The organism is Hominimerdicola aceti (assembly GCF_025567495.1).
In the GTDB taxonomy this organism is placed as follows: domain Bacteria; phylum Bacillota; class Clostridia; order Oscillospirales; family Ruminococcaceae; genus Hominimerdicola; species Hominimerdicola aceti.
Genome location: NZ_JAOQJZ010000006.1, coordinates 118,330 through 132,154, shown reverse-complemented (window position 1 = coordinate 132,154; position 13,825 = coordinate 118,330). Strand labels below are relative to the sequence as shown.

The window sequence follows — 13,825 nt, the reverse complement described above, 5'->3', positions numbered from 1 at the left end:
AAAAAGGCGGACATTTCTTTGGAAGTGTCCGTCTTTTTTATGATACTAAGGTCATTTGTCGTTTTGCGGGAGCGTAACAATAAAATTTGTACCCTTTCCGTATTGTGATTCTACACGGATATTGCCGTTGCACAGCTCCACGATACGCTTAACAAGGGGCAAACCAAGTCCGTTTCCCTCTGAAGCGTGCGCCCTGTCCCCTTGATAAAAACGCTCGAAAATGTGTGATATGGTCTGCTGATCCATGCCAATGCCACGGTCAGTTATCTCAGCCGTTATCACATCACCCTCTTTGAAAAGCTTTACTCTGATAGAGCTTCCCTCTGGGGAGAATTTTATGGCGTTGCCTATTATGTTCACCCACACCTGCGAAAGCATTTCCGCATTGGTGGTGTATTGTATCTCCTGCATATCAATGTCAAAGCTTATGTCCTTAGCCGTCCATTGCTTTTCCAGAAGAAGTATGCAGTTTCTTATCTGCTCGTCAAGGGAAAAGCTTGTCTTGTCAGTGATGATCTGCTGATTTTCAAGCTTTGAAAGCATAAGAATGTTCGATGAAAGATTGGTCAAACGCTTTGATTCGCTGATGATAATGTCAATGTATTCCTGCTTTTTCTCTTCTGACAGATTTTCTTTTTTTAGCTGTTTTGCAAAGCCCTGGATAGAAACGATAGGCGTTTTGAACTCGTGAGAGAAGCTGTTGATAAAATTCTCCCTGAACATCTCGATGCCCCCAAGCTCCTGCGCCATTTTGTTGTAGCTTTCTATAAGCTCGTCTATCTCGCCGTTAAAGCCTGTTACCTCTAACCTTTGAGAGAAATCTCCCTTTTCTACCCTGTGCATTGCCTTTTTTACCTCACGCACAGGTCTTACTATCTTGCTTGCTACAGCGGCAGAAATGCAAGTGCCGATTATTACAGATACCACAAGTCCCACAATAAGGAAAACAAAAGGCATTTGCAAAGGGGATAGAAAATGCAGGCATCTTTTTATGCCTATCATTATAAATCCCGTAAGAAGCCCTGCCCATATCATTATCATAAATACCGCCGAAACTATGCTGGCGTTCATGGTGTAATTTCGCCTGCGCTCTGAGCGAAGAGCAGAGATAAGATGTTTTTTCATGAGCCTATCCTTTCAGCTTGACCGCCTTGTAGCCAAGCCCTCTCACTGTCAATATCTCAAAATCGTGGTTATTCTTCAAATGCTCTCTTATGCGGTTTATGTGTACGTCCACAGTGCGCTCGTCAGTGTCTGAGGTCATATCCCAAAGCTCGTCCATAAGCTGACGGCGGGTGAATATCTTTTCGGGATAGGAAAGAAGCTTGTAAAGAAGCATGAACTCTTTCGGCGGAAGCTCCCTTATGCCCTCAGGGGTCTTGATAGTCAGTGCGTCATAGTCGAGAGTGGTGTCGCCCACAGTTATCTTGTGGTCGCTCACTATCTGCGAACGTCGCAAAAGAGCCTGAATACGCAGAAGCATTTCCTCCTCGTCCACAGGCTTCACCATGTAATCGTCCGTACCTTTTATAAAGCCCTGCTTTTTGTCAAAAGCCGTTTCCTTAGCCGTCACCATTAATATAGGCGTCTGAAACCCAGCCTTGCGGATAGTTTCGCAGAGCTCCAAGCCGTCCATACGAGGCATCATAACGTCCATTATAATAAGGTCAACGTGTTTTTCGTCCATTATTTCGAGAGCCTCTATACCGTCACGAGCCTCGATAGGTGTGTAGCCGTTGTCGCTAAGCACATCACAGGTCAGTTTGCGAGTGTTAGTATCGTCCTCCACCACAAGTATGTGAAACATTTTTACTCCTCCGTTCACTTTGCATTTTTTTATTATATCACCGTTTTATTAACGTGATATTAACGATGTCAAGACACATTTAGTTCAAAATTCCATGTTGATCCTGCACAATTTCAGGGGTATTGCCTTGTGCAAACAAATGATTTATATTTTAATTTGGCAACATTTCTGCAATTGTTGCATTTTTTATGCAACAAAAGGGGTGATTTTCAGGATAGGTAGAAAGCGTTTTGATACTTGCGGGCACGTACAAGCCCTGCGACTTAGTGAAACCGAGGTGAGTTTCTGGAACAGGCTGTAGAGTACTTGTGTCAAAGCGTGGGTGTGCATTGCGGTATTTTGTGTATACGCAACCAAGGGCATAATACCCAATGTCGCACCCCGAACGTAACTTGAAAATTGAATATATATATCGGACAAAATTACGGCAACAAATCTGTAGGGGCGAACAGCGTTCGCCCGTCGAAGAAACAAGTCCACGATTACAACCATTGCAGGACAGAACAAAAAAACTATCCTATCACGCTTGTAGGGGACGGCGCCCCCGACGTCCCGCTCGAAGGTGTAATGCTGTGATTGTTGTATCTTTGATGCCAAATTATTTTCGAGGTACATTATTGTGATATTCCCCGATAATTCAATGGGCAAGAAATAGCGGGCTGTCGAGGGCGCCAGCCCCTACAATTCTGAAATTATAACAAATTCTGAACACAGGCGAACGCTGTTCGCCCCTACAGATATTTGGGATAGTTTATTCCTCCGCAAAATCGCTCCGCTCTTTGCGTATCTACGTTTTGCTATGGGATAGAAAAGCGGTGCAGATTTTATACTCCGATATCACTTTTATCTGATATCCGACTTTTATATGCTTTTGATACTACAATCTGCACCTTGTCGGCTTGCGCCGAATGAGGCTCTGCCTCATACTCCGACAGGGCTTTGCCCTGTACCCACAAGCCCTCTAGCGCCGGGCTTGAGCGTGCGCTTTATCTCTCGCTTCGCTCGGTGCTTGGGGGCAGCTTTGCTCATTCCTCATTCCTCACTCCTCACTCCTCACTCCTCACTTCAATTCCCCCTCCGACAATTTTTACACCCAAAACTGTGTTATGTTTAAACTGAGTTTATAAAACCCTATTATAATATCTTTACAATAACAAAAATAGGAGAAAATATATGCTTAGTTTAAAGGACATAAAAAAAGATTATGTCGTTGGTGATTCCACCGTTTCTGCCCTTAAAGGCGTTAGCATTGATTTTCGTGAGAATGAGTTCGTTTCTATCCTCGGCCCGTCAGGCTGCGGTAAAACCACTCTTTTGAACATTATCGGCGGCCTTGACAGATATACCAGCGGTGACCTTAACATTAACGGCAAATCTACCAAAGATTTCAAGGATTGCGACTGGGATTCCTACAGAAACCATTCCATAGGCTTCGTGTTCCAGAGCTATAACCTTATACCGCACCAGACAGTGCTTTCAAACGTTGAGCTTGCTTTGACCCTATCAGGTGTTTCAAAGTCAGAAAGACGTGAAAGAGCCGTCAAGGCTCTCGAACAGGTGGGCCTTGGCGACCAGCTCCACAAAAAGCCTAATCAGATGTCAGGCGGTCAGATGCAGAGAGTTGCCATTGCAAGAGCGCTTGTGAATGAGCCTGACATCCTGCTTGCAGACGAACCTACAGGTGCGCTTGATACTGAAACAAGCGTGCAGATAATGGAGCTTTTGAAGAGCATTTCAAAGGACAAGCTTATTATAATGGTAACGCACAATCCTGAGCTTGCAATGAAATATTCTTCAAGAATAATAAAACTTCTTGACGGAAAGGTCATAGACGATTCCGACCCTCTTGACAAGAATGTTGTGGAGCCTATCAAAAAGCCTGAAAAAGAGCCTACTAAGGCTGACAAAAAGGCAGCGAAGAAAGAGCGCAAAAAGCTTAAAACTTCCATGAGCTTCCTTACTGCACTGTCTTTGAGCCGAAACAATCTTATGACAAAAAAGGCAAGAACGCTTCTTACCTCTTTTGCAGGCTCTATTGGTATAATCGGTATCGCACTTATTCTTTCTATCTCAAACGGTGTTCAGCTTTATATAGATCAGGTGCAGTCTGATACCCTTTCAAGCTATCCGCTTCAGATAACAAAGACCACCGCAAGTATAGGTGAGATAATGAACACCATGGCGAAAAACCATGAGGATTCAGCAAACCACGATAAAGACAAGGTCTATTCTCAGAATGCCATGGGCGAGATGATAAACACTCTCATGGAAGAAACGAAGGTCAACAATCTGGAGAAGTTCAAGAAATATCTTGACGATAACAGCGACCTGAAAGACCTTACAAGCGACGTTCAGTACACATACGCCACTACACTTAATGTTTTCACGGAGAGCGACAGCGGTGTAATGCAGGTCAATCCGTCAACGCTTCTTGAAGATATGGGATATATGTCCTCAACTCAGATGGAAGCAATGTCCATGAGTGGCTCAATGGGTGGCATGATGGGCATGGGTACTGACGTATGGAGCGAAATGATAGATAATGAGGAGCTTATCGACAAGCAGTATGACGTTATCGCAGGACGTTTGCCTGAAAAATATAACGAAGTTGTGCTTGTAGTTGATAAGAACAACGAGATAAACGACTATGTGCTTTATTCTCTCGGACTTCTCGACCCAAGCTCACTTAACGGCATAGTAAGACGTGCCATGGCAGGAGAGGATATATCCGTTGACAGCGAACAGCACGTTTACACCTATGATGAGCTTCTTGACCTGAAATTCAAGGTCGTTCCTACACCTGATTTCTATAAGAAAAAAGACGGTGTGTGGGAAGATATGACAGGCGATGAGAGCTACATGAAAAAGGCTGTTGCAAACGGCACTGAGATAAGTGTAGTCGGTATCCTCAGACCTGACGAGGACGCTTCCTCTGCTTCCATAAGCGGTGCGATAGGCTATCGTCATGACCTTATGACATATCTTATCGACGAAGTAGATAAAAGCGAGATAGTAAAAGAGCAGATAGCAAACCCTGACATAGATGTTTTCACAGGACTTAAGTTCAAAACGGACGAGAATGCGGCAGATACAGACAGCAGTTCAGAAACCGTTTCCGACAGCACAGCCGATACAGAAAGCAAGGCTGACGAAACAGCAGACAGCTCCGACACAGACAAGAAGGCTGGTTTGGTGGCAGGCGACAGCTCTATGGAGATACCTGAGGGAATGACCGAGGAGCAGTATAAGGCTCTTATGGAGCAGAGCGGTGCTTCCGATACAGGCGAGCTTGCAGATATGGGCATGAATGCCATGGGTTCAATGGATATGTCAGCAATTCAGGGCGGTGATATGTCATCGCTTACCGAAACTCAGAAGAAGTATATAGCTTCACTTTCTGACGAGCAACTGGAGCTTATGAAGCAAATGCTCAAAGAACAGTCCGACACAAATGCGGATCAGCTTGCAAACAGCGGAAAATATTCCACTTCAAACTATGACAACAACATGAAAACTCTTGGTTATTCAGTTGTTGAAGACCCTGACAGCATAAATATCTATCCTGTGGACTTTGCTTCAAAGGAAAAGATAATAGATATTATCGACGATTACAACGACAGTGTCGGCGAAGAGGACAAGATAGAATACACCGATTATGTTGGTCTTATGATGAGTTCTATCACCTCTATCATAAACGCTATCGGCTACGTTCTTATTGCATTTGTTGCAATTTCACTTGTGGTATCATCTATCATGATAGGCATTATAACCTACATCTCAGTTTTGGAAAGAACAAAGGAGATAGGTATTCTGAGAAGTATAGGTGCTTCAAAGAGGGATATATCAAGAGTGTTCAATGCCGAAACAGTTATCGTGGGATTTGTGGCAGGTGCATTGGGAATAATTATCTCATATCTGCTCACAATACCGATAAACATGATAATCGCACATCTTACGGACGTGCCGATAAGAGCTTCAATACCTGTCAGTGCGGCAGTTGTACTCATTGCAATAAGCGTTTGCCTGACGCTTATCGCAGGTCTGTTCCCGTCAAGAGTGGCGGCAAAGAAAGACCCTGTTATCGCACTGAGAACAGAATAGTTTATTTTAGACCCCAAGGAGGTAATCACTATGAAAAAGCTTACAGCAGAAAAAATAGACAACATCATGGGCGCAATGAGTTGTATCGTAACAGGTTTTTGTCTTATGGCTCTCATTATGATGGGACATTGCTGATTTTCTGACATTCCCATAACAAATTCCTATATAAACTACTGCCCGTCATACCATTTTGGTTGGCGGGCAGTAGTTTTCTGGTGAATTGGTGCGGTATGGCTTAGAATATTCTATAAACCGTCACAAATTTTACACAATAATAGGTTATTATATAAGCAAAGAATATGAATTAAGGTAGCAACACACAAGCATTGTATGCAAAGCAAATAGGTGTTCTTTGTGCGGTGTTGCCTGAATAGGAGGGAATGACTATGGCAAAAATTCTTGTAGTCGATGACGAAATTAAAATAAGAGAGATAATCAAAGAGTATGCCGAGTTTGAGGGATATGAAGTAGCTCAGGCTGAGGACGGTATGCAGGCTGTGGAAATGGTGAAAAATCAGGATTTCGATATCATCATAATGGACGTTATGATGCCGAAGCTTGACGGCTATTCAGCTTGCAAGGAGATAAGAAAAATAAAGCAGATACCTGTTATAATGCTTTCCGCAAGGGGCGAGGAGTATGACAAGCTTTTCGGCTTTGAGATAGGCGTTGACGATTATGTAGTAAAACCGTTCTCGCCAAAGGAGCTTATGGCAAGGATAAGGGCGGTGCTTAACCGCGCGTCAGCTTCTCAGCGCACTGAGGACGTTATAAGATACGAGGGATTAGAGATAAACTTTACAGCCCGTGAGGTAAAGATAGACGGGGAGAAGGTTTCCATGACTCCGAAAGAGTATGACCTGCTTTTCTATCTGGTGAAGAACATGAACATTGCGCTTTCAAGAGAGAAGCTTCTTGAAGAGGTATGGGGCTTTGATTTTTACGGTGACGACAGAACTGTGGACACTCACATAAAAATGCTGAGAAACAGCCTTGGAAAATACCGCAATCTTATTGTTACTCTGAGAGGAATGGGATATAAGTTTGAAAAGATCCAGTAAGCTTGCAGAAGTCAAGGAAAAAGTCAGCAATAAGACGGCGGAGATAAAGGCGAAAAGAAGTCTGCGGTCATATGTGTGGATGTATTTTATCTTCTTCACGGCTTTTATTCTTATTCTTATTTGGCTTTTTCAGTATTTTTTCTTGGAAAGATATTATCAGTCGGCGAAGATAAGAGATATCACAGACGCTGCAAATCAGATAATCCAAGCATATGGCACTGACCAGCAGGAGGTAACGAACCGCTCTCTGGCTTTTGACAACAGCCTTTGCATTGTTATAACGGACGAAATGGGCAATCCTCTTGTGATGGAAAACAACATGGGAGCATATTCGCATCTTAACAAGATCATAAACAAGGGCTATGGCATCGGACTTTTCAAGATGATATCTAAGCTAAAGCAGTCGGACGATAACTATATCACGAAAATTGCTCAGAATGAGAATTTCAAGAGCAAGGAGATATTTTACTGCACGTCTATCTACACTGATGATTCGGATAAGCAGGCGTATCTTTTCATTGAAAGCTCAATAGAGCCTATAGATTCCACTGTAAGCATTATAAGAGAACAGCTCATTTATATCACTATCATACTTTTTGAGCTTGCTTTTATTGTAACTATGTATATCTCAAAGCGACTTTCAAAGCCTATCGTTGACATTACGAACACGGCGAAGAAATTCGGTGAAGGGGATTATACGGTGGAGTTCAATGGTCATGGCTATTGTGAGATAGAGGAGCTTTCCACGGTGCTTAACAATGCCAAGGACGAGATACAAAAGGTATCGGAGCTTAGGAAAGACCTTATTGCGAACATATCTCACGACCTGAGAACACCGCTCACTATGGTGAAGGCTTATGCGGAAATGATAAGGGACTTGTCGGGGGATAATCCTGTGAAGAGGCAGGAGCATATCCAAGTCATTATCGACGAGGCTGACAGGCTTTCAAGTCTGGTAAATAATCTGCTGGAGCTTTCAAAGCTGGAGTCGGGCAATGCGGAGCTTAAACTCACGGACTTCTCTATTGTTGACAAGCTCAATGACTGCATGACTCGATATCAGATACTCATAGAGCAAAATGGTTATGATATCAAGTATATCCCAGACGAGGACAGAGTGATAACGGCGGATATTGCAAAGCTGGATCAGGTAATTTACAACTTTATAAACAACGCTATAAACTACACAGGGGACAATAAGGTCATTCGTATCAAGCAGATAAACAAGGCTGATGTGGTTCGTATTGAAGTAACAGACAACGGAAAGGGCATTTCTAAGGAGCTTTTGCCGAAGATATTTGACAGATACTACCGTGACGCAAAGGTAAAGCGTGACGTGGTAGGCACAGGACTTGGACTTTCCATTTGTCAGGAGATACTCAAAGCCCACGGCTTTGCATACGGCGTTCAATCGGAAGAGGGCAAAGGCTCGACCTTCTGGTTTGAAGCGAAGATCGCAAAGCAGGAGAGCAAGACTGTTCAGAAAATGGAGAGCAGGCTTTCGCTCAGCGGACTGGAGGAAAAATAGGGTAAAATATAAGAGTGCATTATCTGAGGTGGTAATGCACTCTTTTTTTATATCAGCGTCTGCCATGGTGAAATAACAAAGTTGGGTTTATAAATAATGATCCATGAGCGGCAATAAAAAACCGCCTTACATAAAGTAAAGCGGATCGGGTGCAGGGGCACGCCCCTGAATTTGTAAAAGTGACACACGAATTATCACAGCGGTGACTTTGTGTGTTTACAAAAAAAACTTGACGGGAAATGCCCACCACGGAGAAACAATGGTTGGATTTTAGTTAAAATTGATGAGCGGCAATAAAAAAACCGCCCTACATAAAGTAAAGCGGATTGGGTGCAGGGGCACGCCCCTGCTGGTGGAGGTGAGGAGAATCGAACTCCTGTCCGAAAGCCTATCCCCACGAACTTCTACGAGTGTATTCTGTTATTGCGGAAAACTCCCGTTCCCTTGCACAAAGGCAAACAGACACGCCTGTGTGTTTGGTAGGCTGTGATACATTACAAGGCTACAGCCGTCGCTTTGTAACGTTCACCACTGATCGACGCCTTTACCAAAGTCGTGGTACTCTAAGGCAAGACGAGCGCTGACTTAAGCAGCAGCTAATTCAAAATTATCGTTGTCGTCTAATTTTAAAACGTACGCCGTTTAAAGAGTGTGCGCTCCTCTACTCGCTTATCGTGCTTCAAAACCCCCGTCGAAACCTTTACACCCCCAGGTTAGTTTCGCTCTTTCATGGCACGCTCTATGTCACGCTGTGCGGCTTTCTTTGCCATGTCGTCACGCTTGTCATAAAGCTTTTTACCTTTGCAAAGCCCAAGTGCAAGCTTGACTCTGCTGCCTTTGAAATATAGCGACATCGGGATAAGCGTAAGACCCTCCTGCTGTACCTTTCCGAACAGCCTCAGTATCTCACGTTTGTGGAGCAGCAGCTTTCTCTCACGGCGTGGATCACGGTTGAAAATATTGCCGTGTTCATAAGGGGATATGTGCATACCCTTGACCCACATCTCTCCGTCCTCGATAGAACACCAACTGTCTTTCAGATTGACGCCGCCATTCCTTATAGACTTGACCTCTGTTCCCACAAGCTCGATACCGCACTCTATCTGCTCAAGCACGAAATAATCGTGACGTGCCTTTCGGTTGTCGGCAATCTGCTTTGTGCCTTTTTTGTCTATCGCCATACTGCTCACCTCCCGTGGAATATTATTATAACACCATTTCATGCCTTTGTCAACAGGCAAAGAGTTCAAAAAATTGTACAAATGGTCGTAATGTTTAGATTTTTACACATCTCTGTGTGTGCTTATGTGCAAATTCGGGTATTGAAATAGCTTTGATGGTGTGATATAATATTAGGTATGAGAAATAGTTAGTTGAAAGATGAGAGAAGATCTGGTATGAAAAATAAGAAAATAGATATGTTAAACGGTCCGCTTGTGGGCAAGATCGTTATTTTTGCACTGCCCCTTGCATTGTCAAGTATTTTGCAGCAGCTTTTTAACTCCGCTGACCTTGCGGTGGTGGGCAGATTTGACAGCGACAAAGCCATGGCGGCGGTTGGAAGCAATTCTTCATTGGTGAACCTTATTGTAAGCCTTTTTCTGGGGCTTTCTGTCGGTGCAAATGTCGTGGTGGCCAGGCTTATAGGTCAGGGGAGAAAAGATAAGGCAAACGAGGCTGTACATACGGTGGTGCTTTTGGCGGTCATAAGCGGATTTATCATACTGGGTGTAGGCGAGATACTTGCACCGATACTCCTTGGCATGATGAATGTGCCTGACGATGTTTTAAAGCTTGCAACGCTGTATCTCAGGATATTCTTCTTTGCAATGCCTTTTATCGAGATATACGATTTCGGTTCGGCAGTGCTCAGGAGCAAGGGCGACAGCACCCGACCTCTTTACGCTCTTATCACCGCAGGCGTTATAAATGTTATTCTGAACCTTGTGTTCGTGATCGTGTTCAAAATGGGTGTGGCAGGCGTTGCAACGGCAACTGTTATATCAAATTTTTTCAGTGCCTGCATGATACTTTACTTTCTTACCCACGAGGAGGAGATGCTAAGACTTGATGTCAGAAAGCTCAGGATACGCTGGAAATATCTCCTCGGTATCATAAAGATAGGCTTGCCGGCTGGTTTGCAGAGCATGGTTTTCTCGCTGTCAAACGTTGTGATACAGGCGGCGATAAACAGCTTCGGTTCAGACGGTATCGCTGGAAGCACAGCCGAACAGAATTTTGAGTTCATGGCATATTTTGTTATAAACGCTTTCGCTCAGACTGCGACCACCTTTACAAGTCAGAATTTTGCGGCTCAGGATAAGGAACGCTGTAAAAAGATATACAGGCTTTGCACCTTTATCGGGCTTGCAAGCTGTCTTGGGCTGAGTCTGATATTCCTTATTGGCAGACACCTTTTTATACAGATCTTCTCAACGGACGAGAACGTTATACACTACGCAATGATAAGAATGTGGTCAGTTTGCCTGCTGGAGCTTCTTACGGGTGTTTACGAAATATCGGGCGGCTGTCTTAGGGGAATGGGTCACTCTATGACACCTGCGGTCATAACTGTGCTTGGTACCTGCGTGTTCAGGCTTGTGTGGGTGAACACGATTTATGCGGCTCACAGAAGCTATCTTATGCTCATGATAGTTTACCCTGTTTCCTGGGTGATAACAGGCGCTGCCGTAACAGTGGCTTACTTTATCATACGGCGCAAAGAGTTTGCACAGATAGGTAAACGCAGGGCGGATATTATTTGATAGACAGGCGACAATTCAGATAGACGTGGAAAGGGGCAAACGCTTTTCGCCTCTACAGAAAAAGATAAATCTGCACTCTGAAAGCTTTAGGATTTTCGGAGTGCAGATTTTTTTTGAAAAAAGTCGCAACTGTCCAAAAAAAGTTACCACAAATGGCTTTAAGTGTGATATAATACATACATCAGGAACGAATCAAGGCAATACCGCACAAGGATTGTGCGCAAGATGTGCCGTCAGATTTTTCGTCAGATTGTGCTAAAGCGACGCAGGAATACTAGCGTATTTCAAGAAGCTTTGGTGCGATATGACGGAAAATCTGCAAGCAGATTGCGTACAAAGCCGACAGGCGTGCCTTGTGCGGTATTGCCTTATGACTTCTGCACACTCCTTCTAAGTTGATTAAATTGTGTTTTATTTGTTATCTTATGTTTACTATTGACTCCTTTGTTTTATTTGTTTTTTCATAATACCCCCTTTACTGTGTTCCTGAGAGCAGAAGTCATTTTTTTACCGCAGTTCTTTTTGAACTGCGGTATCTTTTTTTATATGTTATATAAGCCTATAAAAACAGGCGTCATGCTTTTGATACAAAGCCTTTTCGCAGAAGGGGGATAAGTATTCCGCCAATGGAGTTTCCAAGGGACATTATAATAAGGTAGCCAAAGGCTTTAATGCTCCATAAGTCTGCTATGGTAAAGAAATACATATTAGCGACGCAGTGTTCAAAGCCGCTGAGGATAAAGACCACAACGGGGAGAAATATTGCAAGTATCTGTCCCGCAGGGTTTTGGATAGTTTTATAGCCGTCTGCGGCAACGAACATAAGTATTCCGCAGAAAAATGATAGGATAAAAACGCTTGTGATATTATCCCCAAGCTTTATATTGCAAAGCTCTGTGGCTTTGTCGCTTATGGTGGATATGCGTGTTTGGGTAATAAGCAGGGCGGAGATGACGGCTCCTGCAAAATTGCCGAGCCATATTATGCCAAGCTCACCGAGATAAGAGGGTTTGTTTTCCACTGCGTAGCCGACTTTTCCTGTGAAGAGATTAAAGCCGAAAAACAGTATCACAAACAGTCCAATGCCGAAAAGAAACGCTCCCAGATATTTGTTAGGGCAGGACAGATAGACTGTTCCGCCTATGGCTATCGCCACGCCTGTGAGCAAAGAACGCAGAAATATGTCGATAATTTTTTTCATGTAAATTCTCCTATAACTTTTTTGTGACAAAGCACTGTGTTATTATACTATATTATAATGGCTGTTTCAACAAAAAAGTGGCATTGTTTACACTTATTTTGATTTTTGTTTCCAAGTAAGCCATGGGTAACATGAGTTTTGTGACATATTTCTTGCAATATGGGAGATATGCAATGTGAAGAATAGTCAGAACAGATCCAGCATACTGTCGAGATAAATTTGCTCTCTGACCTTTAGCTGATGTTCGGGTCTTGTCATATAGTAGAGCAGAAATTCAAGTATCAAGGCGCTTCCAAGGTTTCTGCCCTCTATTTTGAAGTTTGAAAAGCCCATGGGGAGATAGGTGTTTTGGATATCCTCTATGCCGATAAAGGCGGGGCTTTCCATGGCTTTTGAAAAGCGGTAGCCCTCTGAGGCATTGGGTGCTTTGCAAACATGGTCGGGACAGTTTTCGCCTAGATTTTTGCGGCTGACGTTTTCATAGCAGTTTTTTCGGTCTGCACAGCCTACATAACAGCACTCGTTGCAAAGAAACTCAACTTTGTTTTTCTGCTCAGTGGTGAGATCGGAGAGTTTATCCAGGGCTTTGTTCAGGCGAAAGTCTGGGACTACATAGGAAAAATCGTCGCGGTCAAGCTCGTTTACAAGCTGAGAAAACTCGGTGAGGACTTTTGTGGTAGAGGACACAAAATAGAGGTTGGGATAATTCTCTTTCAGATATGAAAGAAGCAAGTCGGAGCATATTATCACGCCATTTTGTGGAGGCGGGCTTTGGGAAAACAGCCTACAAAGGTCGTTGCACTTTTTGTCTGAAAGGTGTTCTTCTCTTAGCAGGGAATTGCTGAAGGTCAGCCGTGAGGAGATGTTGTATTCTTTCATAAGGTCGAGGACTTCTCGTGGAGAATGTTCGCCGAAGCCTGCTCGTCCGCCGCCCCATATACAGTCGGCAGGTGCGCCATAGACAGAGCCTATTTCGCACCAGTCATAGAAATAATCTCTATGTTTACGGAATATGGGCAGGAAAGCGGCGTAAAGGTCATAAAACTCGAAAAGCCCCGGCAGGTGGTAGTATGCTTTATTGGTCATGTGGGGTCACCTCTTTTTTTATCATTATAGCATGGTGGGGGTGGGAAGTCAAAGTTATTTTTCCATTACTACTATTTTGTTTGAGATATTGCTCACAGGCTTTATCTTTTTAAGAAGCTTTGGTTTTTTCATTCATATTCATCTTCTTCCTCCTGCGGTGTTATTGAGATAGCTGTGACTAACTCATTCTTTTTTTTGATAGCACATTGAGGTGGAAATGTCAATAAAGGTGGGGCGGATAGGGGAGTTGGGGCAGAAAAATACCGATACAGAGGG

9 protein-coding genes and 1 other RNA gene are annotated in these 13,825 nt (G+C 43.6%); 4 read left to right on the top strand and 6 right to left on the bottom strand.

The features are described 5' to 3' along the window. Positions 1-51: 51 nt before the first annotated feature. A complete protein-coding gene (locus tag OCV57_RS07540; RefSeq protein WP_046442155.1) occupies positions 52-1,125 on the bottom strand; it encodes a HAMP domain-containing sensor histidine kinase in 1,074 nt (357 codons plus the stop codon). Positions 1,126-1,129: 4 nt separating this feature from the next. Then, complete coding sequence (locus OCV57_RS07535) at positions 1,130-1,807, bottom strand: response regulator transcription factor (protein WP_267301047.1); 678 nt, start codon at positions 1,805-1,807, stop codon at positions 1,130-1,132. A gap of 1,173 nt (positions 1,808-2,980) precedes the next feature. On the opposite strand from OCV57_RS07535, the gene OCV57_RS07530 reads away from it, so the two are divergent. The 3 genes from OCV57_RS07530 (at position 2,981) to OCV57_RS07520 (ending at position 8,497) form a co-directional block, all read left to right on the top strand. Continuing rightward, on the top strand, positions 2,981-5,908 hold the full coding sequence (locus tag OCV57_RS07530; protein WP_267301046.1) for an ABC transporter ATP-binding protein/permease: 2,928 nt from the start codon (positions 2,981-2,983) through the stop codon (positions 5,906-5,908). Between the two features lie 386 nt (positions 5,909-6,294). After that, positions 6,295-6,969: a response regulator transcription factor gene (locus OCV57_RS07525; protein WP_022286586.1), complete on the top strand. Its 675-nt coding sequence runs from the start codon at positions 6,295-6,297 to the stop codon at positions 6,967-6,969. After that, positions 6,953-8,497, top strand: a complete 1,545-nt coding sequence (locus OCV57_RS07520; RefSeq protein WP_267301045.1) for a sensor histidine kinase — start codon at positions 6,953-6,955, stop codon at positions 8,495-8,497. The genes OCV57_RS07525 and OCV57_RS07520 overlap by 17 nt, the downstream gene beginning before the upstream one ends. 350 nt (positions 8,498-8,847) lie before the next feature. On the opposite strand, the gene ssrA is transcribed toward OCV57_RS07520, so the two are convergent. Both ssrA and smpB read right to left on the bottom strand, forming a co-directional pair. After that, positions 8,848-9,207: a transfer-messenger RNA gene (gene ssrA / locus OCV57_RS07515) on the bottom strand. Between the two features lie 3 nt (positions 9,208-9,210). Continuing rightward, complete coding sequence (smpB, locus tag OCV57_RS07510) at positions 9,211-9,678, bottom strand: SsrA-binding protein SmpB (protein WP_022286588.1); 468 nt, start codon at positions 9,676-9,678, stop codon at positions 9,211-9,213. A 216-nt stretch (positions 9,679-9,894) separates the two neighbouring features. Here smpB and OCV57_RS07505 point away from each other — a divergent pair, with 216 nt between their 5' ends. Further along, positions 9,895-11,262, top strand: a complete 1,368-nt coding sequence (locus tag OCV57_RS07505; RefSeq protein ID WP_267301044.1) for an MATE family efflux transporter — start codon at positions 9,895-9,897, stop codon at positions 11,260-11,262. A gap of 574 nt (positions 11,263-11,836) precedes the next feature. On the opposite strand, the gene OCV57_RS07500 is transcribed toward OCV57_RS07505, so the two are convergent. Both OCV57_RS07500 and OCV57_RS07495 read right to left on the bottom strand, forming a co-directional pair. Then, a complete protein-coding gene (locus OCV57_RS07500; RefSeq protein WP_267301042.1) occupies positions 11,837-12,463 on the bottom strand; it encodes a formate/nitrite transporter family protein in 627 nt (208 codons plus the stop codon). A gap of 186 nt (positions 12,464-12,649) precedes the next feature. After that, the gene (locus tag OCV57_RS07495) at positions 12,650-13,549 is read right to left on the bottom strand and encodes a hypothetical protein (protein WP_195552160.1); all 900 of its coding nucleotides are present in this window, start codon (positions 13,547-13,549) and stop codon (positions 12,650-12,652) included. Positions 13,550-13,825: the final 276 nt, after the last annotated feature.